This is a genomic window from Microbacterium sp. STN6 (assembly GCF_026410545.1).
Classification (GTDB): domain Bacteria; phylum Actinomycetota; class Actinomycetes; order Actinomycetales; family Microbacteriaceae; genus Root112D2.
In genome coordinates, this window is record NZ_JAPMIT010000002.1 from 697,491 (window position 1) to 718,386 (window position 20,896).

Consider the following 20,896-nt stretch of genomic DNA (forward strand, 5'->3'; position numbering starts at 1 on the left):
CCGCAGGCTATTTGCCACCGCCCGGTCACTCGATGGCGGCCCGACGAAACTCCTGCCCGCCCCGCCCGCTGAACACCCACGTGCCGGCGCCGATTACTAGCGGCATCAATACCGCCGTTGCCACGATCTGCAGCCATGGCGCGGCGAACGTCGTCTGCGATCCGGGCAAGGTCAGCGCGAGGGCTGGAACAAGGCCGACCGCGGCGCCGAGCACCGAGCCGACCCCCGTCAGAATGATCGCCTGCCAGAAGCCGAAGCCTCGCCGCACGAAGGGACTCGCTCCCACTGCCGTGAGCGCCGCCTGATCCTTTCGACCGTCCGCACGCGCGAGACCGATGGCAACAGCGGCAGCTCCGATCGCGACGACTCCTGCCAGCGCGAGCAGGGCCCAAGCGAACCCGCTCGCCATCGACGATGGCCCCCTCTCGACATTCGTGTAGTAGCCGCCGGGGATGCCGGTCACGGTATCCATGGCTGCGTTCGTCGCGTCGATCTGTTCCTGCGTCGGGGGAGAAGCCGTCGACGCGAGCACGAGCTCGTTCTCATAGTGCAGGCCGAGCGCCTCGGCGGTTTTCGCCGAGATGAAGACCCCATACGGCAGCGAGTGGTCGGTCTTCTGGAGTACGCCATTGACATGCGCTGTTCGCGCGGCGGCCGGATGTTTTGTCAGGTGCTCGGGATCCTGCCAGTACGCCATGGCGCGCCACTCGAGTGTGATCCGGCCATTCTCAAGGTACTGCGGGTGCAATGCGACGGCGTCGCCAGCGGCGAGAGCCGCGCGGGCTTCCGCGCTCGGCTTTGCCCCGATGACGACGGCAAGGTCTGCGGCGGTGCCGACCCAAATCTGCCCGTCTCCGTCGGTCCACGACCCCTGCAGGGCGTGCCGATCCTGGCACCGCCAGTCGGCGAGCGCCTTCGCATTCTCTGTAGTGCCGTTCTCCGCAGCCGCCATGTCGTAGTTGACGGAGCCGTAATCCAAAGCGCATTGATTCGCGTCAGGGATCGCGAGCGACGGCACGAGAGTCTTCGGTGTGGCTCCCTCGGGCAATTCACCCTGTGACGCCATTGTGCGGGGGTCCGAGACGGCCTTCAGCGTCGCGATAGCGTCCACGTCCATCCCCGTGCGCACAGCCGAAACGGCGTCAGCCGCGTCGATCGGCTTCACCGTGTTCTCGTCCCAATAGATCAGTCGCATACGAACCTGATCGATCTGCGCCTGGTACTCGTAGTTCGCTCTGCCGGTGACCTCCGTGCTGCTGATCATCGCCATCGCGAACACGGCAACGAATACCGTCGTCATGACGACGGCGAGCGCGGGAACGCTGCGCCCCGGGTTGCGCGCCGCATCACGCGCGGCGAGGCGGCCAGAGACGGCACCGCGGGTGAACACGCGGGCGAGCACACGCAGGATGAGGCCACAGCAGAGGATCAGCCCCAGCTGGATGATGATCGGGCCGCCCACCAGCGCGCCGACCGATGCCCAGCTGAGGAGTGAGTTGCCCTGGTTCTCTCGGTTGGCCACGAGCAGGAGACCGCCGCCGGCCAACGACACGGCCACGCCGAGTGCCATGAGAACCACTCCGACGATCGGGCGACGGCGCCGAATCGGCGACGGCCGCCTGGCGCCCCGCAGCGCAGCGACGATGTCGATGCGTGAGGCACGCACAGCGGGAACAAGGGCGCCCAGCCAGCCGATCGCGACGGCGGCGAGCGCGACGCCCGCCATGATGGGCCACGAGAGGTGGTAGCCCCAGTAGCGAGTGGCACTGCCGTTGTCGGTCATGGCCATGAACACGGAGCCGATCCCGATTCCCGCGCCGACGCCGACGACTCCGCCGACCGCCCCGAGAACGAGACCATTGCTCGTGATGATCGAGAGCAGGGTGGAGCGGGGAGCGCCGACGCTGGCGACGGTTGCGAGCGAGCGTTCCTGCGCCCGGGCGCCGACCATGAACGCGGCACCCGCGAGCAGCGTCACTTCAAGCAGAGCGAAACCGATGATGATCGCGGCCATCAGCAACTGGCTGCCCATGCCGCCATCGCCGGAGGACATGTTGTACTCGCCAGGCTTCGGCGGATGAAACGCGACATGGCGCGAGACCGCGACGGCGCCCTGCGTATTCAAGTGCTTGACGGCATCCCAGTCCAGCACCGTGTTCGGAAGGTACGCGCTTGATTGTGGGTCGCTAAGCAGGTCGGCCTGGTCGCCGAATGCGGCAGGCTGGCCGAACAGTTGCTCCATCGACGACGGTCGTGCCCGGTCATCCAGCACGCCGACAACCGTCACCTCTCGCGCGACAGGTGCGATGAGATCGACACGACCGCCCACCGTGGCGCCGAGTCGCTTCAGCGCGCCCTGGGTCGCGAGGATCTCGTCGGCGCCTTCTGGCGCGCGGCCAGTGGAGAGTTTGTACGCGCCACGTAGCGTGGGGCTCCAGGTCTCGCCCTCGGTGACGTTCATCACCCCGACGCCGGCCTTGGTGCGCACGGTGACGCTGCTTTGCCGCACGGGAATCATCGGCGTGCCCGGGGCGAAGAGCTCATCGAGCGTCTTCTGTTCTGAACTCGTGCCCTGTTCCCCGCTGCTGCCCCACCCGGTAGAGAACGGATCCTGCTCAACGCCGCTCCCGGGCGAGCTGACGACCTGAACGTATGCCTGCGTCTCGCCGAGCTGCACCCGCACGCGCTCGGCAGTCGTCGCATGTGTGCTCGGTAGCACGAGCATGACGGCCGCCATGCCGGCGACGGGAAGGGCGATCAGTGCGACGATCAGGGCGCTGCGGCCTGGCGCGCGTCTGCTCGACCGCCGCGCGATTCGCAGGGCGATGCGCAGGCGCGAGACGGCACTCATGCGGTGTGCTTGCCGGCGAGCAGTGACTCGGCGGTGTCAGCGGTGCTGTGGTCGACAATGCGGCCGTCTCGAATGAAGACGATGCGGTCGGCCCATGCCGCGTGCCGTGCATCGTGGGTCACGAGGATGCCGCCTGCTCCGGCATCCACTCTCGTGCGCAGCATGCGCAGCACGATCTCGCCGGTCGTCGAGTCCAGCGCGCCGGTGGGCTCGTCAGCGAGGATCAGCCGGCGCGTGCCGACGATCGCTCTGGCGATCGCGACACGCTGCTGCTGACCGCCGGAGAGATCGTCGGGAAACCGATCCGCACGGTCGTCGAGTTCAACTGCGGCGAGTGCGTCGAGGCCGGCCGAGCGGGCCTTGCGGTGCGGCCATCCGTCGAGCTCGAGGGGGAGTGTCACATTCTCGAGCGCGGTGAGGGCGGGAATCAGATTGAAGTCCTGAAACACGAACCCGAGGGTGCGCCGACGCAGCATCGCGATCTTCCACGCGGGCATGTCCGAGATCCACTGCCCCTCGATGATCACCTCGCCGCTGGTGGGCGTGGTGAGCCCGCCGGCGATGGTGAGCAGCGTCGATTTTCCCGAACCGGATGCGCCCATCACCGCCACGAGTTCGCCCCGCGACACGGTGAGGTCGATTCCCGCGAGTGCGGTGACCGACGTCTCGCCCTTGCCGTAGTGCATGGCGACGCCGTCAAGCCGCAGCAGTTCGTCACGTCCGTCGGGGCGCGGCGACGCCTCGTCGGCGGGAGCGAACGTCGCTCGCCTGGCGCTCATCGCTCGCCGCCTGCCGGTCGAGGCTCGACCGATTTCACGGGGCGCCCGCGCTTGGGCGTCTCGGTGCTCAGCGGCAGGGCTCCGGCGACGCCGGCCGCGACCGCCCGCGCCAGCGTCGACTCGGAATGGTCAAGCCAGCGCACCTCGGCCTCGGCCTGGAAGATGAGCGAGTCGATGATGAGGAGGCCAGCGAGATCGTCGGCCGATTCCGGCTGGGTAACGGCGTTCTTCGCTTTGGTCAGGTCCTGCAGCACACGCAGGCTGGCAGCGCGCTGAACTTGAATGACGTCCGCGATGTCGACACCGGGCAGCGTAACCGCGATCGCGAGCTTGATGGCGAGTTCGTCGCGGGTGTTGCCGGCACGCACCACGGGAGAGCCGAGCCAGCGGACGACATCTGCTCTGCCGGCATCCGTGATCGCGTAATACACGTGGCCCGCGTCGTCGGTGTTGGCCTTCTCGACGAGACCGTCCCGCTCGAGACGATCAAGCGTGTTGTAGATCTGACCGACGTTGAGCGGCCAGGTCGAGCCGGTGCGCCGATCGAACTCGGAGCGCAACTGGTAGCCGTAGCACGGGCCCTGATCCAGTATGGCGAGCAGGCTCTGGCGGATCGACATCGTGCCTCCGTAAAAATGAATGCCCAGTAAATAGGTACAGGGAATTGATATACCCGACATGCACTCGAGTCAAGGATGCGCGGTGCGCGTGTCGTCGCCGTGACCCGCCGAGGCACTACAGTGTTGTGATTTCAAGGCTCGCTGCGGCATAATGCAGGTAACGACGTCAGTCGTGACAATTGCATAACAGTTGCCGTGAGGTTCCGGTCATCGGGTCGTAGGGGAAGACGCACCTGATCGAACGGAGGAAAACCATGACGGCACAGACAGCGCGAGGGGTGCTTTACGTGCACTCCTCTCCTCGCGCGCTCTGCCCACATGTTGAGTGGGCTGCAGGGCGCGCTCTCGGGCGTGCCGTGAATTTCACGTGGGAAGAGCAGCCCGTTCTGAAGGGCGCCCAGCGCACCGAGTTCTACTGGGAGGGCCCCGCCGGAACTGGCGCCTCCATCGCCTCCGCCTTGCGAGGGTGGGAGCACCTTCGCTACGAGGTGACAGAGGATGCCGGGCTCGGCACCGACGGCGCTCGCTGGGTGCACACGCCCGACCTCGGCATCTTCTACGCGCAGACCGACACGGCCGGCAATCTCGTGATCCCGGAGGACCGGGTGCGCTACGCCATGGAGGTCGCCGGATCGAACGCGCTGGAACTGCATCGAGAGCTTCGCCTCGCCCTCGGCCAGGCCTGGGACGACGAGCTCGAGCCCTTCCGTTATGCGGGCGATGACACGGCGGTCGTCTGGCTGCACAAGGTCGGCTGACTCTCAGCCCGTTCAGCAGCAAAGCCAAGGAACGCGAGGAACACTCAGAACAACACACAGACTCAAAACGATGGCAATATGGCGCGCAGCACGCGAGTTGGATGGCTTCCCGGCCGCGAGCAGCCGAAATCACCGTCGTTTTGGAACAAGAAGAGATCCCGACCGGTGGCTTCCCGGTCGGGATCTCTTGTGTTGGGGCATCGGGTTTCGAGACGGCGCTGCGCGCCTCCTCAACCGGCGGCGCGGGTTGCGGGGCCCCGCGACGGCGTCAGGCTGTGCGGAACGCGGCGACAGCGTTGTGGCCGCCGAAGCCGAACGAGTTGCTGATGGCGAGCAGGTCGCCCGACGGCAGCGCACGCGGCGACGTGACGACATCAAGCGGGATCGCCGGATCCTGATCGGTCAGGTTGATCGTCGGCGGTGCCGTGCGCTCGTGGAGTGCGAGGATCGTGAAGATGGCCTCGAGCGCGCCCGTGCCGCCGAGCAGGTGGCCGGTGGCACCCTTCGTCGCAGAGACCGGGATGTCGTGCAGCCGATCCCCGAAGGCCACCTTCAACGCGGCGTACTCTGCCACGTCGCCCACGGGCGTGCTGGTGGCGTGCGCGTTGATGTGTGCGACGTCGGCGGGACTGGCTCCCGCGTGGTCGAGCGCGAGGGCAATAGCGCGGGAGGCGCCTAGCCCCTCGGGGTCGTTCGCGGTGATGTGGTACGAGTCGGCCGTGATGCCGCCACCGGCGAGTTCGGCGTAGATGCGCGCCCCGCGGGCGAGCGCGTGCTCCTCGGTCTCCAGCACGATGCTGGCGGCGCCCTCGCCCATGACGAACCCGTCACGGTCGACGTTGTACGGACGTGAGGCTGTCTCCGGCGAGTCGTTGCGCCTCGACAGCGCCTGCATCGACGAGAACGCCGCGAGGGTGATGGGGTGGATGGCGGATTCGGTGCCACCGGCGATGATGACGTCGGCGAGACCGAGCTGCAGGTGCTCGTACGCGTTCGCAATGGACTCGGTGCTGGATGCGCAGGCCGACGCCACCGTGCGGGCAAACGCGCGCGCGTGGAAGCTCATGGAGATGGCCGCGGAGGCCGCGTTGGGCATGAGCATCGGCACCGTCATGGGCAGCACGCGACGCGGGCCTCGCTCGCGCAGGGTGTCCCAGGCGTCGAGGAGGCTCCAGAGGCCGCCGATGCCGGTCGCGTAGTCGACGCCGAGTCGCTCAGGCTCCACGTCGGGCTCCCCGGCATCCGCCCAGGCCTCGCGCGCCGAGATGACGGCGAACTGCGATGAGGGGTCGAGCCGCTTCGCCTCGGGTCGGGCCAGGACCTCCTCCGGGCGCACCTTCGCCTCGGCGGCGAAGGTGACGGGAAGCTCGTACTGGTCGATCCAGTCGTGCGTCAGCGAGCGAACGCCGGACTCGCCGGCGAGCAGCGCCTTCCAGGTGTCGGCGACGTTCCCACCGAGCGGAGAACTCGCACCCAGCCCGGTGACGACGATTTTCTTGGGGGTCATGACGGCAACTCTCCGTGGTCGAGCAAGAAGCGAACGTTATGGCGATCGTGCGAAAGACACGCGACGTCCGCCCGGGCGGCCCGGACGGACGGCGCGGATCGAAGGTGGTTAGGCCTGGGCCTTGACGATGAAGTCGACGGCGTCACCGACGGTCTTGAGGTTCTTAACCTCGTCGTCGGGAATCTTCACGTCGAACTTGTCCTCGGCGTTGACCACGATGGTCATCATCGAGATCGAGTCGATGTCGAGGTCGTCGGTGAACGACTTGTCCAGCTCAACCGTGTCGGTTGCAATGCCGGTCTCGTCGTTGATGAGTTCGGCCAGGCCGGCAAGAACTTCTTCGGTGGACAATGCCATGTTGTTTTCTCCTTGGATGGTGTCGAGTGACCGTTGATTATCTTACGGGAGGACTACTACCTGCGCCCCGAACACAAGGCCGGCGCCGAAGCCGATCTGCAGGGCGAGGCCGCCGCTCAGCTCCGGATGCTCCTCGAGCAGGCGGTGGGTTGCAAGCGGTATGGATGCGGCTGAGGTGTTTCCCATCGTCTCGATATCCCGCGCGCGCACAACAGAATCCGGCAGCTTGAGCTGCTTGGCAAGCTCATCGATGATGCGCATGTTCGCCTGGTGCGGGATGAAGGCGGAGAGGTCGTCGCTCGTGATGCCGGCCACGACGAGCGCCTGAGCGGCGACCTTCGCCATGTCCCATACGGCCCAGCGGAAGACCGTCTGACCCTCCTGACGCAGCGTCGGCCACTCGACCTCGCCACGCCGGAACTCCTGCAGCGTGCCGTTCATGCCCACGGCATCCCACTTGGAGCCGTCGGAGCCCCACACGGTCTGCGAGATGCCCGGGGTCTCGCTCGGGCCGATGACCGCCGCGCCCGCGCCGTCGGCGAGCAGGAACGAGATGCTGCGGTCGGTGGGGTCGATGATGTCGGACAGCTTCTCGGCGCCGACCACGAGCGCGTAGTTGGAGACGCCCGCCTTGATCAGCGCGTCGGCCTGCGCGGTCGCGTACGCGTAACCGGCGCATGCCGCGCTGATGTCGTACGCCGCCGCGGGCGCCGCACGCACGCGCTCGGCCAGGAGCGACGCCATCGACGGCGTCTGCATCGAGTTGCTGATGGTGGCGACGATCACGAGGTCGATCTCTTCCGGGCGCACGCCGCTTCGCTCGATCGCCTCGAGCGAAGCCTCGGTGGCGAGGTCGACCGCGAGAACGTCTTTGCTCGCCCGCTTACGGCTGATGATGCCGGTGCGTTGGCGGATCCACTCGTCAGACGAGTTGATGGGGCCGATGATGTCATCGTTCGGCACGTCGATGTCGCCACGTGCGGCGCCGAGGCCGAGGATGCGGGTGTGCCGAGCGCCCTCGCGCGCGTGGATCTGGGGCTGGTTCATGGCCTTCTCTCTGTGCCTGTCGTCTGGGCTGCTCACTACGCCTACGCCTACGCGTCGAGCAGTTCGAGCGCGGCAGGCAGGTCGTCCGGTGTCTTGATGGCGACGGTCGGCACGCCCTTCAGCCCGCGCTTGGCGAGCCCGCTGAGCGCACCGGCCGGGGTCACCTCGATGAGCCCGGTGATGCCGGCAGCCTGGAACGACTGCATGCACAGATCCCAGCGTACGGGCGAAGACACCTGGCCGACCAGCAGATCGACGAAGCGGCGCCCGTCATCGACGACGGTGCCGTCGTGGTTGCTCCAGAGTCGCACTGTCGGGTCCTGAACAGGCAGGGCGGCGGCGAAGTCGCGCAGCCCGTCCACGGCCGGCCTCATGTAGCGGGTGTGGAACGCACCGGCAACCTGCAGCGGGATGACGCGGGCGCGCGCAGGCGGCTCCTCAGCCAGCGCAGCAAGCGAATTGAGCGCTCCCGCCACCACGATCTGGCCGCCGCCGTTGTAGTTGGCGGGGGAGAGCCCGAGAGCCGCGAGTTTCTCGAGAAGCTCGGCCTCGTCGGCGCCGATCACGGCGCTCATGCCCGTGGGCTCGAGAGAGGCGGCCTGTGCCATGGCGCGCCCGCGCTCGCGCACGAACGCGACGGCGTCGTTCTCGCTGAGCACGCCGGCTCCGGCCGCGGCCGTGAGCTCGCCGACCGAGTGCCCGGCGATGCCGCCGACGCGCTCACGCCTGCCGTCCTCGAGGAGCACTCCGAGCGCCAGGAGGCCCGCAGCGACGATGAGCGGCTGGGCGACGGCGGTGTCGCGAATGGTGTCGGCGTCGCTCGTGGTGCCATGGGCGATGAGGTCGAGCCCGACCGCATCCGATATGGAGGAGAGCTGGTCTTTGAACCTCTCTTCGGCGATCCAGGGGGAGAGGAAGCCGGGAGTCTGGGAGCCCTGACCCGGGCAGGCGATGACGATCACGCCCTCTAGTCTGCCAACTGATCGGATGCCGCCGGTGTCGACACTGCACGAAGAATGCGGCGAACGTTTGTTCGTGCCCCACAGGAGGCGGGTTGAGGAGACCGCGAAGCGGCCGTCTCGAAACCCAAGGCGGCGTGAGCGGGTTGAGGAGGCCGCGAAGCGGCCGTCTCGAAACCCAGTGCGGCGACGGGGTTTCGAGACGAGGCCTGCGGCCGCTCCTCAACCTGCTCAGCGGCGGCGGGGGCGTGCGGGGCCGTCGGGGTCGTTGATGGAGCCGACGATGAGCGCGGTCTGCAGAATGAGCGCCTCGCGCGCCCCCGTCGCATCCCAGCCGATCACGTCGGAGACCCGCTTCAGCCGATACCGCACCGTGTTCGGGTGCACGAAGAGCTCGCGGGCAGTTGCCTCGAGCGAGCGCCCGTTGTCGAGGTAACACCACAGGGTGGTCATGAGTTCGGTCGAGTGCTCATGCAGCGGGCGATAGATGCGTCCCACGAGCGTGCCGCGGGCGAGCGGGTCGCCGGCCAGGGCCCGCTCGGGCAGCAGGTCGTCGGCGTGCACGGGCCGCGGACAGTTGCGCCAGGCGCGTGCGACCGCGAAGCCCGCCAACGCGGCCTTTGCGCTCTTGGACGCGTCGACGATGTTCGGCACCTCGTGGCCGAGCACCAGGTGGCCGGGGCCGAACCCGTACTCGAGCTGTCCGGCCATCTCGAGGAAGCTCACGAGCGGCTCGGCGCCGATCGTCTCATCCGGCTCCTCCTCGCTCGGGCGGGCGCGGCCGATGACGAGCACGAGACGGTTGCCTTGAACGCCGATCAGCACGTCGGCCGACATGTGTCGGGCCGTGCGCCGCAGCTGGTCCACGTCGAGCACGGGCGGTGCCGTGCCGACGAGCACGCTGACCTCGCCGTGGCCGTGCCAGCCGAGCGCGGCGATGCGGCTCGGCAGCTCGTCGTCGTATTCGCCGGTGAGGATCGAGTCGACGACGAGCGCCTCCAGGCGCGCATCCCACAGTCCGCGTGCCTCTGCGGCGCGCGCGTACACGTCTGCCGAGGCGAACGCGATCTCGCGAGAGTAGAGCAGGATGGCTTCACGCAGCGGCTCGCCGCCGTCCTTGACGCGCTCCTCGACCACTTCGACGACCACGCGGATGAGTTGCAGCGTCTGCTGCAGGCTCACGCTGCGCAACAGTTCTCGCGGCGCCGCACCGAACACGTCGGCGGCGATCCACGGAGTCGAGCGGGGGTCGTCGAACCACGAGATGAACGACGAAATGCCGGCCTGTGCGACCAGGCCAACGGCCGAGCGCCGCCCCGGCGGCATGTCGCCGTACCAGGGCAGCGTCTCCTCGAGCCTCTTCAGGGTCGTTGTCGCGAGCTCGCCCGAGATCTTGCGCAGCCAGGCGAGCGTCTCCTCTTTGGTCTTCGGCACGGTCGTCGCGGGAATCAGCTCTCACCGCCGGCGGAGCCGGTCGTGCCGGCGTTCACGTCGTGCAGCCGGTACTTCGCGATCGCCTCAGAGGGCACGGATGCCGCAACCTGACCCCGAGCGGACAGCAGCTCCAGCGTGCGCACCACCATCGATGGGCCGTCGATCGTGAAGAAGCGCCGTGCCGCGGGCCGCGTGTCCGAGAATCCGAAGCCGTCGGCGCCGAGCGTCGCGTAGTCGCCCGGCACCCACGCACGGATCTGATCCGGCACCGCATGCATGTAGTCGGTCGTTGCGACGAAGGGACCGGATGCGCCGGCAAGCTTCGTGGTCAGGTACGGCACCCGCGCCTCGGCATCCGGGTTCATGAAATTGTGCTGCTCGGCGTCGAGCGCGTCGCGACGCAGCTCGGACCACGAGGTGACCGACCAGACGTCGGCCGAGACACCCCAGTCGTCGGCGAGCAGTCGCTGCGCCTCGAGCGCCCACGGCACTGCGACGCCGGAGGCCATCAGCTGCGCCTTCGGGCCGGTGGTCTGGCCCTCGCTGAGCCGATAGATGCCGCGCACGACACCGTCGACGTCGAGCCCCTCCGGCTCGGCGGGCTGCACCATGGGCTCGTTGTACACCGTGAGGTAGTACATGACGTTGGGGTCGGCATGCTGCCCGCCGTACATGCGCTCGAGTCCACTGCGCACGATGTGGCCGATTTCGTACCCGTACGCCGGGTCGTACGCGACGACGGCGGGGTTGGTGGACGCCAACAGCGGCGAATGGCCGTCTGCGTGCTGCAGCCCCTCGCCCGTGAGCGTGGTGCGGCCCGCGGTGGCGCCCATGATGAAGCCGCGCGTCATCTGGTCGCCCGCGGCCCAGAGCGCGTCTCCGGTGCGCTGGAAGCCGAACATGGAATAGAAGATATAGACGGGGATGAGCGGCTCGCCCTGCGTCGAATACGACGTGCCGACGGCGGTGAACGCGGCGGTCGCCCCCGCCTCGTTGATGCCGACGTGAATGATCTGCCCCTGCTCGCTCTCCTTATACGCGAGCAGCAACTCCCGATCGACCGACGTGTAGTGCTGGCCGTTCGGGTTGTAGATCTTGGCGTTCGGGAAGAACGCGTCCATGCCGAACGTGCGCGCCTCGTCCGGGATGATCGGCACGATGCGGTGGCCGAAACCCTTCACCCGCAGCAGATCCTTCAGCAGGCGCACGAACGCCATCGTGGTGGCGATCTCCTGCGTGCCCGACCCCTTCTTCGAGATGGCGTAGGCCGAATCCTCGGGCAGGGTGAGCTGCTGGTAGCGCACCCGCCGCTCGGGCAGGTAGCCGCCGAGCGCACGCCGGCGCTCGTGCAGGTACTCGATCGCCTCGTCGTCCCGGCCCGGGTGATAGTAGGGCGGCAGGTACGGGTTCTCTTCGAGTTGAGCGTCGGTGATGGGCACGCGCATGGCATCGCGGAACGTCTTCAGGTTGTCGAGCGTGAGCTTCTTCATCTGGTGCGTCGCGTTGCGGCCCTCGAACGACGGGCCGAGCCCGTAGCCCTTGACCGTCTTTGCGAGGATCACGGTGGGCTGGCCCTTGTGCTCGGTCGCCGCCTTGAATGCCGCGTAGACCTTGCGGTAGTCGTGGCCGCCGCGCTTGAGGTTCCAGACCTGCTCGTCCGAGTAGTCCTTCACGAGCTCGAGAGCGCGCGGGTCGCGACCGAAGAAGTTCTCACGGACGTAGGCGCCGCTCTCGGCCTTGTACGTCTGGTAGTCGCCATCCGGTGTCATGTTCATGACGTTCAGCAGGGCGCCCTCGGTGTCGGCGGCGAGCAGGGAATCCCACTCGCGGCCCCAGATGACCTTGATGACGTTCCAGCCGGCGCCGCGGAAGAAGCTTTCGAGCTCCTGGATGATCTTGCCGTTGCCGCGCACGGGGCCGTCGAGACGCTGCAGGTTGCAGTTGATGACAAACGTGAGGTTGTCGAGGCCTTCGTTGGCGGCGACCTGTAGCTGGCCGCGGCTCTCGACCTCGTCCATCTCGCCGTCGCCGAGGAACGCCCATACGTGCTGGTCGCCCGCGTCCTTGATTCCGCGGTTGGTCAGGTACTTGTTGAGCTGCGCCTGGTAGATGGCGTTGATGGGCCCGATGCCCATGGAGACGGTGGGGAACTGCCAGAACTCGGGCATGAGCCGCGGGTGCGGGTAGGAGGGCAGGCCGTGCGGCGCATGCGACTTCTCCTGGCGAAAGCCGTCGAGATCCACTTCGCCGAGCCGGCCCTCGAGGAAGGCGCGAGCGTACATGCCGGGGGAGGCGTGGCCCTGATAGAAGACCTGATCGGCGCCGCCCGGGGCATCCGGCCCGCGGAAGAAGTAGTTGTGGCCGACCTCATACAGAGCGGCGGAGGACGCGTAGGTCGAGATGTGCCCGCCGACGGCGATGCCGGGGCGTTGCGAGCGGTGCACGGTGATGGCGGCGTTCCAGCGGATCCAGCGGCGATAGCGGCGCTCGATCTCCTCGTCGCCGGGAAAGTCAGGCTCGTTCTCGGGTGCGATCGTGTTGACGTAGTCGGTGGTCGGCACCATGGGCACGCCCAGGTGCAGCTCCTTGGAGCGCTTGAGCAGGCTGAGCATGATCTCGCGCGCACGCTGGCGCCCGTGGGCGGCGACGAGGGCGTCGAGCGACTCGTTCCACTCGGCGGTCTCGTCGGGATCGGCGTCGATGTTGTCCACCGAGTAAGGGTCCTGGTCGTTGACGGTCACCCTCGACCTCTTTCTGTGCGTGGGAACGGGTCGTCCATCGGCCGCCGGCGCCGGGTTGCGACTCGCGAGCCATCGTCAGCCTAGCGAGTGCATACGTGCGTCGCGGACATTGGCCTTGTCGCGCATCCGGTCTATGCTTTGTGACCGTGCCTGCGCGTCGCCACCGTGCGCGGGCGAGGAAAGGGAAACACCTCATGGCGCTGGAGAACGACACCCAGGCTCCGGACTTCGAACTGCTCAGCCAGCATGGCGAGACGATTCGCCTGAGCGACTTTCAGGGCAGGCGGGCGGTCGCGCTCGTCTTCTTCCCACTGGCCTTCTCGGGCGTGTGCACGAGCGAGCTGTGCGAACTGCGCGACCACATCGACCTGTTTCGCGCCGACGGCGTGGAGCTCATCGGCATCTCGGTCGACTCGAAGCACACGCTGCGCGCCTGGGCCGAGCAGGAGGGCTACGACTTCACGCTGCTCGCCGACTTCTGGCCGCACGGCCAGGTGGCGAAGGAGTACGGCGTGTTTCTCGAGCACAAGGGGTTCGCGAACCGGGCCACGTTCCTCATCGACGCCGGCGGCGTGATTCGCGCGAGCTTCATCACGGCGCCGGGGGAGCCGCGCCCGTTCGCGGCATACCGCGCCGCGCTCGAGAGCCTGCAGCCCGCGGCATAGGCGCATCCCGCTACTATTGCAGGGCATCGCTTGCGCGATGGGCCTTTAGCTCAGCTGGTAGAGCGCCACGTTTACACCGTGGATGTCGTCGGTTCGATCCCGGCAGGGCCCACCTAGTTCTCCGATGTCGCATCGGTGGCTCGCTCCCGCCCGGTGATGATCGGAGGCTCCATCAGCCGCGCACGTCGTAGCCTTGAGCCTGTGAAACTGCGCGGCACAATTCGATCGACGAAGAGCTGGACCAACGAGGGCAGCGGCCTGACCGCATCCGAGGCACGAGCGGTGGCGATCAGCGGCATGCCCGACGGCTATGAGTTGGTCGACGTCACGACCGTGAGCGCGAAGCCCGGCGAGCCGGTCACGATGCGTGCCATCGCACGCAGCGGCGACGTACGCGACGTCGAGGCCGACGGCGTCACGCAGACGGAGGCCGCGGCGGCACTGCGCGCTGCCGTTCCCGAAGGGTTCCTCCTGCTTCAGCAGGTCGCCGTGGACGACGCGTAGCCTTTCCCCTCCTCTACCCAGCAGGGGGGTTACGGGTTCTCGCGGCCAGGGTTACCGTGACGGCCAACCGCGACACGGAAGGAACCGCCATGACCACCGCGAAAGACATTATGACCCCGGGCGTCGAATGCATCGGCGAGAACGAGAGTCTCGAGGCCGCAGCGAAGAAGATGCGCGACCTCGACGTGGGCGTACTGCCCATCTGCGGAGACGACAACCGGTTGACGGGCATCCTCACCGACCGCGACATCGTCGTGAAATGCCTCGCCGACGGCGGGGACCCTCGCGAGACCAGCGCGGGCAGCCTCGCACAAGGCAAGCCCGTGACCATCGGAGCGGACGATGAGATCGAGGAGGCGCTTGACACGATGAAGCAGCATCAGGTGCGACGCCTGCCGGTCATCGACGGGCACGATCTGGTGGGAATGGTGAGTCAGGCCGACATCGCCTTGAACATCGACGACGACCGGGTAGGCGAGTTGCTGGAGAAGTTGTCGCTCTAACGGCTCGCGGGCGCGTTGGCGCGCGCTGCCGGGGCAGCCGGCGCGCCCGCACGATGCCATACTTGAGGCATGGACATCGTCATGTGGAGCATCATCGGAGCGATCGTCGTCATCGGTGGCGTCGAGCTCATCGCGGCCGGGCGCGCGCTCGCCAAAGCACCCTACCGCGACGACAAGTAGGCAGGCGGCAGCAGTCCGTCAGGAGCCTCAGGCCGTGCGCGCAGCCAACTCGGCACGCAGCGGCCACGCATCCGATTCGAGAATCACCTGCGCCGCGGCGCCCGTGTGCACATTGACCACAATGGGCGCGCGCTGATTGACCGTGATGCCGTCTGCGCCGGGGTTCGCCACCACGAGCAGCAGAACGTCCTCCGGCGCCTTCACGTCGATGGCGTCGCATTGCTCGTCGGTCAGCTCGGGCGTGTAGTCAGGCAGGTACTGGCCGGCATCGAGCACGAAGAGGCGGATGCCGCCCTGATCCTCGGCCCGAAGCGAGAACAGTCCGGCGCTCCCGGAGACCTCGGTGAGGGTGAACGCCGTCGTCGGCTCGAGGCCGAACGGCGGTTCCACGAACGCGAGCGTCGCGCTGAGCGGCGCAGAGTTCTGCTGGTCGGTCACGGTCGCCGCGCTCAACTGAGGAAGTCCATCAGTGTCGGCTGCAGCACACGCGCCGTCGTGGCGAGCGCCGCCTGATACGTCGTCTGCTGCGTCTGCAGGTCGAGAATCGACTTCGCAATATCGATGTCTTCGACACCCGACCTCTGCGCCTCGAGCGATGTTGCCTTCTGCATGTTCGCCTCCTGGGCTCGATCCACCTGATTCTGCCGCGTGCCGACCGAGGCCTGCACCGTGAGCATGGAACTCATGCGGTCGTCGATCTGCGTGAGATAGCCGCTCACGTTGGTGCCGGCGCGCAGATCCGTGGTGATCTTGTCGATCAGAGCGAACACCGACGCGTCGCCGTCGCCGTAGACTGCCGAGCCGTCCGCGTCGACGCGCACCGTCGTCGACGCGTCGATGCGGCGCTGCACGGTGCTGCCCGAGGCGCCCGTGTAGGTGTAGTCCGGTGCGAATGCCGCGCCAGCCGTCGAGTTGCCCGCGAAGATGTTGCGGCCCTGCAGCGAGGTGTTGGCCTGGCCGAGAAGCTCGCTCTTCAGGCTGTCGAGCTCGGTGGCGATGTCGTTCTTGGCGCTCTGCGACATCGAACCGTCGTTGGAGCCGCGCACGACGAGGTCGCGAACCCGGTGCATCACGGTGGTGCCGGCCGAGATCGTTGAGTCGACCATGGTGAGCCACGAGTCGGCATCCCCGATATTGCGCCCATACTGTGCGTTGGCGCTCTGCTGAGAATGGATGCTGAGGCTCGCCGCCGTGCCAAGCGGATCGTCCGACGGCAGCTGGATCTGCTTGTGGCTCGACGCCTGCTCCTGCAGCTTGGCCAGCGCAACCATGTTCGCCTGGAGGTTGCGGTGCGCCGAGCTCATCAGCATCTGGTTCGTCACGCGTGTGATCACGTTGTTACCTTCCGACCAGTCCGGTCTTGTTGATGAGTGTGTCGAGCAGTTCGTCGACCGCGGTCATGACGCGGGCGGCGCCCTGGTAGGCGTGCTGGAACATGAGCATGTTCATGTTCTCCTCGTCCATGTCGACGGACGCATTCGAGAGCTGCATGCTGCTCGCATTCGTCGAGGCGAGCCCGGAGAGAGAGGCCTGCTGGCCGTCGGTCTTCGACGCCACGCCGATGCCGGTGACGATGGTCGACCACAGGTGGTCGGGGGAGTCTTTGGCGACGCCGAGCTGGGAGATGGCGTCGGCGATGCTGCCGTCGAGATTGCCCGCGGTGGGGTTGGCGATGGCGATCTGGTCGGCCGAGGTCGGAACGACGCTCAAGCTGAGCGCCGCGTTGGCGGGATCGTAGGAGAAGAAGTCGCCGCCTGCCGTGCCCGTGGACGTCACGCCGGTCGAGTGCACCGCGTTCACCTGGTCGGCGATCGTCTTCGCCAGCGTGTTGTACGACTCGGCGGCCTCGGCCAACGCGCCACCGCTTCCGCCGGAAGCCGGCGCCAGCAGCGAAATGCTCCCGGCGATCGTGCCGCCGCTGAGCTCGATGGCGGTGCCGGGGCGGTCCGCCCACTCGAGGTGCACGGGGTCCGTTGCGGCCCCTGCCAGCTCCTGGGAGCCGACCGCCGTGATGCTGCGGGCCCGGTCGCCCGACACGAGGGCGTTGCCACCCACGAGCACATCGACGGTTCCGTCGCCGACGTCGCGCACCGTGCCACCGACGAGGTTCGCAAGCGAGGTGGTCAGCAGGCTGCGCTGGTCGAGAAGCTCGTTGACCGAGCCTCCCGCCGCCGTTGTCGATCGAATGCGTCCGTTGAGGTCGGCGATCTGCGCCGCGGCCTGGTTCACCGAATCGGCGAGGCTCGAAACCGTCGTGCGGGTCTGGGACCATTGGTTGGTCACCGCGGTGTAGCCCTGCGCGATCTGTGCCGTGAGCACGGAGGCCTGCTGCAGCACGACGCCGCCGCTCGCGGGAAGCGAGGTGTTGTTCGACAGGTCGCTCCAGGCAGACCAGAAGTTCTGCAGCTGCGTCGAGATGCCATTCGATCCGGGCTCGTTGAGGCTTGTCTCCAGCGTCGTCATGCCGCTCGACCGGGCGCTCCAGTACCCATCGGCGGATGCTGCGGTGCGCACCCGTGCATCCAGGAATCCGTCGGCAAGCCGTGTGATGCTGTCGACCGAGACGCCCTGGCCGGGAGTCACCCCGGCCGAGAACAGGCCCGTGCTGGCAACCGGGCCGATCGCCGAGGTGTTGACGCGCTGCCGGGTGTAGCCGGTGGTCGACGCGTTGGCGATGTTCTGGCCGACGACGTCGAGGCCCTGCCGGGCCGCAACGAGACCCGTGTAGGCCGTGTTGAGTCCACTGAATGTACTCATGACGTTTACAGCCTGGCGTCAAAGAACTGGGCGCGGCCGCCGACGAGCTCGCTCGTGCCGTGCGCGTCATAGGTGCGCGCCTCGCTCTCGGCGCCGGCGAGCGCCTCCTGCGTCGAGCGCACCGCGGCGCGCAGGTACTGCTCGTTCACATCGCGCAGCTGCTTGATCTCGGCGGTCAGGCCGGTCATCGCGGAGAGGTGTCCGTTGAAGATCTCGGCCCACGGGCCGGCGGGGGCGTGTGAGACGAGCTCGCGCAGGGTGGCGCCCTCATCCGTGCCCCATTCGGTGGCGACCTGCGCCACCTCGACCGTGCGAGCGAGACCGGTCACCCGAAGGCGCTCCATGACCTGTTCGACCTCGCGCGTGGCGTGCTGCACCCAGCGCGTGCGCCCGGCGGTGAGGAGCAGCTGCTCCTCCTCGAGTTTGAAGGTCAGCAGTTCGAGCAACTCACGCTCTCGCCAGAGCAGGGCTGACAGCTCTTGCGCGCCCATGGCTCCTCCACTCGATTCTTGACGGGACGGTGACGGCGGAAGTGCCGGCGTCGTTCTTCAGACCACTGTCGGCACCCTCGCCGCCCATGTTAGGGGGACACCCGATGCGTTGCCCGAGAATGTGCAGGCCGCGCGGGCTGAAACGATGCACCCCCGTACTGGGGGAGCGGACACACCCTTAGTGGGGGCGCGTCTACCCTCCATATCTGCTGAGAGTTTGAAAAGGTAAGTCATGAGCGGCAGAGATGCCCGATCTCCTCGCTCACAACACCCGAGCACCACCGCACCACACCCGAGCAACACCTAGCGTTCCACCCGAGTTTCACCTGTTCCAAACAGCTTGCCCTCACTGAGTAATTCCGCCTACGAGCGTCCAAGAGGTCCTGCCGTGAATCGAACCGAACGCAATGCACTGGTCGTCGAGAACCTGCCCCTGGTGGGCTACCTCGTCTCAGATCTGTGTGCCCGGGCCACGCACCTGTCGCGCGACGACATGGCGTCTGCCGGATCGATCGCCCTCATCACTGCCGCCGAGGCATTCAAGCCCGAGCTCGGGATTCCCTTCGGCGCGTATGCGCGCAAGCGCATCATCGGCGCCTTCGCCGACGAGATGCGCGCGGAGGACTGGGCCACCCGCTCGGCTCGCAAGCGCATCAAGGAGACGCTCGCGGTGCAGGAGACGCTGACCGCCGCTCTTGGTCGCACGCCCTCGGTCGACGAGATCGCGAACGCGCTCGGCGTCGAGCGCAGCATCGCGACCGATGCCCTAGCGGATGCTGCCAGGACGCTCACGACGCTCGATGAGACCACCTCGGAGTTCCTCGCCTCCACCACGCCGCTTCCGGAGGAGACGCTGCTCGAGGGCGAGCAGCTGCGCTACCTGCGCACCGCCGTCACGGCACTGCCCGAGAAGATGCGGTATGTCATCGAGCAGATCTACTTCGAGGACCGTTCCGTCAAGGAGATCGCCGAGGAGCTCGGCACCACGCACTCCGCGGTCTCCCAGCAGCGCTCCGAGGCGATCCGCCTGCTGCGCGACGGGCTCGGCACGCACTACGCAGACGTTCCCGAGGCCGACTACGCGCCGCAGTCGCGCATTTCGCCGGTGAGCCGCGAGGCGTACCTGGCCCGGGTGGCCGAGCAGGCCGCCGCCGGTCTCAGCCGCATGGCGCGCCCCGCGATGGCGCAGGCGCCGCGCGTCGGCGTCGCGGTCGGCCGCGCCGGCTGACGCTGCCCTCGTCCCGCGCCGGCCGCAACACAGCCTCCTGTTTTCGTCACGGCGCCTAACGCACGGATGCGGGATGCCGATAGCTACCAGTGTCAGGCCATGGATGGCCGACTTAGGACCCAGTCACGGAGGAATTCATCATGGGTATGACAATCAACACCAACATTTCGGCACTCAACACGTACCGGAACCTGTCCAACACGCAGAACGACCTGTCGAAGTCGCTTGAGAAGCTCTCCAGCGGCCTTCGCATCAACCGCGCGGCGGACGACGCAGCAGGACTGGCCATCTCGGAGGGCCTGAAGTCGCAGATCGGTGGCCTCACAGTCGCCGCCCGCAACTCTCAGGACGGCATCAGCGTCATTCAGACGACTGAAGGTTCGCTCACCGAGGTTCAGTCGATCCTGCAGCGCATGCGCGACCTCGCTGTTCAGGCCGGTAACGACTCGAACAACGCGGATTCCCGCAAGGCGATCAGCACGGAGGCCAGCGCGCTGAACGACGAGCTCACGCGCATCTCGCAGTCGAGCAACTTCAACGGCATCAACCTGCTCGACGGCACCGCCGGCACGAACGGCAAGCTCGCCTTCCAGGTCGGCGCGAACGGTACTGCGGCAGACCAGATCACGGTCGACCTCAGCAGCGCGAACGTCGCCACGATCGCTAGCGCGCTCGGAGTCGGCAACACGGGTGGCAACTTCACCGCTGCGCCCGCCACCGTTGCTGGAGCTCAGGCGTTCAGCGTCGCGAACGGCGACGGGTCCGTCACGGCTGTGACGACCGCTGCGCTGAGTGGCACGTACGCGACCGCTGGCGATGTCGCCGACGCCCTGAACGCCGACAAGACGTTCTCGGCGAACCTCATCGCGACCGTGAACGCCGCCGGTGACCTCAACGTGAAGTCACTGACCGGCGGAACCGTCTCGGTCGCCGCGGCACCTGGTACCGGCCTCACCGCCGCGACCACGCAGCCGGCCGCAGCAACGGGTGGTCTCGACTTCACCAGTGCTACGGGCGCCCAGGCAGCCATCAAGCTGCTTGACACGCAGATCACGAAGGTCTCGACCGCTCGTGCGCAGCTCGGTGCTGACCAGAACCGGTTCGAGCACACCATCAACAACCTGAACGTCAGCAAGGAGAACCTCTCCGCGTCGTCGTCGCGCATCACCGACACCGACATGGCTTCAGAGATGGTGAACTACACCCGCGCGAACATCCTGTCGCAGGCCGGCACCGCGATGCTCGCTCAGGCGAACCAGTCGAACCAGGGAGTTCTGCAGCTCCTGCGCTAGTCGTCACTGACTGACGCACGGTGAAAGCCGTCCGACGGCGGCCGAGGGGGAACTGGACCTCGCTCTCGGCCGCCGTCGGTCATTCACCGCCCGATCGCAAAACCAGCACCATCGCAAAACCAGCACCACCCCGAAGCACCGCCCAGCATCACCCCGAAGCACCACCCCGAATAACCGCCCCGCACCATCCCGAACCGCATCACCGCTATCCCGAACACCAGCT

At 67.3% G+C, this 20,896-nt stretch carries 19 protein-coding genes and 1 tRNA gene; 7 read left to right on the forward strand and 13 right to left on the reverse strand.

From position 1 onward, the window contains the following. Positions 1–25 precede the first annotated feature (25 nt). The 3 genes from OSC27_RS08695 to OSC27_RS08705 all read right to left on the reverse strand — a co-directional run bounded on the left by OSC27_RS08695 (position 26) and on the right by OSC27_RS08705 (position 4,250). Entirely contained in the window at positions 26–2,851 is a 2,826-nt protein-coding gene (locus tag OSC27_RS08695; RefSeq protein ID WP_267181041.1) for an FtsX-like permease family protein, read from the reverse strand. Then, positions 2,848–3,537 carry an ABC transporter ATP-binding protein gene (locus OSC27_RS08700; RefSeq protein ID WP_267181174.1) on the reverse strand — a complete coding sequence of 230 codons (690 nt, stop codon included), beginning with the start codon at positions 3,535–3,537 and terminating at the stop codon, positions 2,848–2,850. The genes OSC27_RS08695 and OSC27_RS08700 overlap by 4 nt, the downstream gene beginning before the upstream one ends. 89 nt (positions 3,538–3,626) lie before the next feature. Beyond that, the gene (locus tag OSC27_RS08705; RefSeq protein ID WP_267181042.1) at positions 3,627–4,250 is read right to left on the reverse strand and encodes a PadR family transcriptional regulator; all 624 of its coding nucleotides are present in this window, start codon (positions 4,248–4,250) and stop codon (positions 3,627–3,629) included. 254 nt (positions 4,251–4,504) lie between these two features. Between OSC27_RS08705 and OSC27_RS08710 the strand changes: the two genes are divergently transcribed. Next, the gene (locus OSC27_RS08710) at positions 4,505–5,008 is read left to right on the forward strand and encodes a DUF3145 domain-containing protein (RefSeq protein ID WP_267181043.1); all 504 of its coding nucleotides are present in this window, start codon (positions 4,505–4,507) and stop codon (positions 5,006–5,008) included. A 268-nt stretch (positions 5,009–5,276) separates the two neighbouring features. Here OSC27_RS08710 and OSC27_RS08715 read toward each other — a convergent pair whose 3' ends face one another. From OSC27_RS08715 to aceE, 6 genes are all read right to left on the reverse strand, one after another. Continuing rightward, positions 5,277–6,515, reverse strand: a complete 1,239-nt coding sequence (locus tag OSC27_RS08715) for a beta-ketoacyl-[acyl-carrier-protein] synthase family protein (RefSeq protein ID WP_267181044.1) — start codon at positions 6,513–6,515, stop codon at positions 5,277–5,279. A 108-nt stretch (positions 6,516–6,623) separates the two neighbouring features. Continuing rightward, positions 6,624–6,872 carry an acyl carrier protein gene (locus OSC27_RS08720; protein ID WP_267181045.1) on the reverse strand — a complete coding sequence of 83 codons (249 nt, stop codon included), beginning with the start codon at positions 6,870–6,872 and terminating at the stop codon, positions 6,624–6,626. Between the two features lie 42 nt (positions 6,873–6,914). Continuing rightward, a complete protein-coding gene (locus tag OSC27_RS08725; protein WP_267181046.1) occupies positions 6,915–7,919 on the reverse strand; it encodes a beta-ketoacyl-ACP synthase III in 1,005 nt (334 codons plus the stop codon). Positions 7,920–7,966: 47 nt separating this feature from the next. Beyond that, on the reverse strand, positions 7,967–8,881 hold the full coding sequence (locus OSC27_RS08730) for an ACP S-malonyltransferase (protein WP_267181047.1): 915 nt from the start codon (positions 8,879–8,881) through the stop codon (positions 7,967–7,969). 228 nt (positions 8,882–9,109) lie between these two features. Continuing rightward, the gene (locus OSC27_RS08735) at positions 9,110–10,312 is read right to left on the reverse strand and encodes a PucR family transcriptional regulator (protein WP_267181048.1); all 1,203 of its coding nucleotides are present in this window, start codon (positions 10,310–10,312) and stop codon (positions 9,110–9,112) included. A gap of 14 nt (positions 10,313–10,326) precedes the next feature. Next, complete coding sequence (aceE, locus tag OSC27_RS08740; RefSeq protein WP_267181049.1) at positions 10,327–13,053, reverse strand: pyruvate dehydrogenase (acetyl-transferring), homodimeric type; 2,727 nt, start codon at positions 13,051–13,053, stop codon at positions 10,327–10,329. 194 nt (positions 13,054–13,247) lie between these two features. On the opposite strand from aceE, the gene OSC27_RS08745 reads away from it, so the two are divergent. The 4 genes from OSC27_RS08745 to OSC27_RS08760 all read left to right on the forward strand — a co-directional run bounded on the left by OSC27_RS08745 (position 13,248) and on the right by OSC27_RS08760 (position 14,725). Continuing rightward, positions 13,248–13,718 carry a peroxiredoxin gene (locus OSC27_RS08745; protein ID WP_267181050.1) on the forward strand — a complete coding sequence of 157 codons (471 nt, stop codon included), beginning with the start codon at positions 13,248–13,250 and terminating at the stop codon, positions 13,716–13,718. A gap of 39 nt (positions 13,719–13,757) precedes the next feature. Continuing rightward, positions 13,758–13,830 (forward strand) — tRNA-Val (locus OSC27_RS08750). 89 nt (positions 13,831–13,919) lie between these two features. Next, positions 13,920–14,222 carry a hypothetical protein gene (locus OSC27_RS08755; protein ID WP_267181051.1) on the forward strand — a complete coding sequence of 101 codons (303 nt, stop codon included), beginning with the start codon at positions 13,920–13,922 and terminating at the stop codon, positions 14,220–14,222. An 89-nt stretch (positions 14,223–14,311) separates the two neighbouring features. Beyond that, a complete protein-coding gene (locus tag OSC27_RS08760; RefSeq protein ID WP_267181052.1) occupies positions 14,312–14,725 on the forward strand; it encodes a CBS domain-containing protein in 414 nt (137 codons plus the stop codon). Between the two features lie 207 nt (positions 14,726–14,932). On the opposite strand, the gene OSC27_RS08765 is transcribed toward OSC27_RS08760, so the two are convergent. Genes OSC27_RS08765 through OSC27_RS08780 form a run of 4 tightly spaced genes read right to left on the reverse strand, consistent with a single transcriptional unit; the run spans position 14,933 to position 18,153 of the window. After that, positions 14,933–15,358 (reverse strand): flagellar assembly protein FliW, encoded by a 426-nt coding sequence (locus tag OSC27_RS08765; RefSeq protein ID WP_267181053.1) that lies wholly within the window; start codon positions 15,356–15,358, stop codon positions 14,933–14,935. Continuing rightward, complete coding sequence (gene flgL / locus OSC27_RS08770) at positions 15,355–16,239, reverse strand: flagellar hook-associated protein FlgL (RefSeq protein WP_267181054.1); 885 nt, start codon at positions 16,237–16,239, stop codon at positions 15,355–15,357. Before flgL ends, OSC27_RS08765 begins: the two co-directional genes overlap by 4 nt. A gap of 4 nt (positions 16,240–16,243) precedes the next feature. Then, positions 16,244–17,662 (reverse strand): flagellar hook-associated protein FlgK, encoded by a 1,419-nt coding sequence (gene flgK / locus OSC27_RS08775; protein WP_267181055.1) that lies wholly within the window; start codon positions 17,660–17,662, stop codon positions 16,244–16,246. A gap of 5 nt (positions 17,663–17,667) precedes the next feature. Then, positions 17,668–18,153, reverse strand: coding sequence for a flagellar protein FlgN (locus OSC27_RS08780; protein ID WP_267181056.1), 486 nt, complete (start codon positions 18,151–18,153; stop codon positions 17,668–17,670). Between the two features lie 388 nt (positions 18,154–18,541). Between OSC27_RS08780 and OSC27_RS08785 the strand changes: the two genes are divergently transcribed. Next, the gene (locus OSC27_RS08785; protein ID WP_267181057.1) at positions 18,542–19,381 is read left to right on the forward strand and encodes a sigma-70 family RNA polymerase sigma factor; all 840 of its coding nucleotides are present in this window, start codon (positions 18,542–18,544) and stop codon (positions 19,379–19,381) included. Positions 19,382–19,521: 140 nt separating this feature from the next. Next, a complete protein-coding gene (locus OSC27_RS08790) occupies positions 19,522–20,673 on the forward strand; it encodes a flagellin (protein WP_267181058.1) in 1,152 nt (383 codons plus the stop codon). Positions 20,674–20,896: the final 223 nt, after the last annotated feature.

What these genes read in the sequence shown, in the direction of transcription:
- OSC27_RS08695 (WP_267181041.1), bottom strand. Translation starts at nt 2,851, where the DNA reads ATGAGTGCCGTCTCGCGCCTGCGCATCGCCCTGCGAATCGCGCGGCGG.
- OSC27_RS08700 (WP_267181174.1), bottom strand. Translation starts at nt 3,537, where the DNA reads ATGCACTACGGCAAGGGCGAGACGTCGGTCACCGCACTCGCGGGAATC.
- OSC27_RS08705 (WP_267181042.1), bottom strand. Translation starts at nt 4,250, where the DNA reads ATGTCGATCCGCCAGAGCCTGCTCGCCATACTGGATCAGGGCCCGTGC.
- OSC27_RS08710 (WP_267181043.1), top strand. Translation starts at nt 4,505, where the DNA reads ATGACGGCACAGACAGCGCGAGGGGTGCTTTACGTGCACTCCTCTCCT.
- OSC27_RS08715 (WP_267181044.1), bottom strand. Translation starts at nt 6,515, where the DNA reads ATGACCCCCAAGAAAATCGTCGTCACCGGGCTGGGTGCGAGTTCTCCG.
- OSC27_RS08720 (WP_267181045.1), bottom strand. Translation starts at nt 6,872, where the DNA reads ATGGCATTGTCCACCGAAGAAGTTCTTGCCGGCCTGGCCGAACTCATC.
- OSC27_RS08725 (WP_267181046.1), bottom strand. Translation starts at nt 7,919, where the DNA reads ATGAACCAGCCCCAGATCCACGCGCGCGAGGGCGCTCGGCACACCCGC.
- OSC27_RS08745 (WP_267181050.1), top strand. Translation starts at nt 13,248, where the DNA reads ATGGCGCTGGAGAACGACACCCAGGCTCCGGACTTCGAACTGCTCAGC.
- OSC27_RS08760 (WP_267181052.1), top strand. Translation starts at nt 14,312, where the DNA reads ATGACCACCGCGAAAGACATTATGACCCCGGGCGTCGAATGCATCGGC.
- flgK (WP_267181055.1), bottom strand. Translation starts at nt 17,662, where the DNA reads ATGAGTACATTCAGTGGACTCAACACGGCCTACACGGGTCTCGTTGCG.
- OSC27_RS08780 (WP_267181056.1), bottom strand. Translation starts at nt 18,153, where the DNA reads ATGGGCGCGCAAGAGCTGTCAGCCCTGCTCTGGCGAGAGCGTGAGTTG.
- OSC27_RS08790 (WP_267181058.1), top strand. Translation starts at nt 19,522, where the DNA reads ATGGGTATGACAATCAACACCAACATTTCGGCACTCAACACGTACCGG.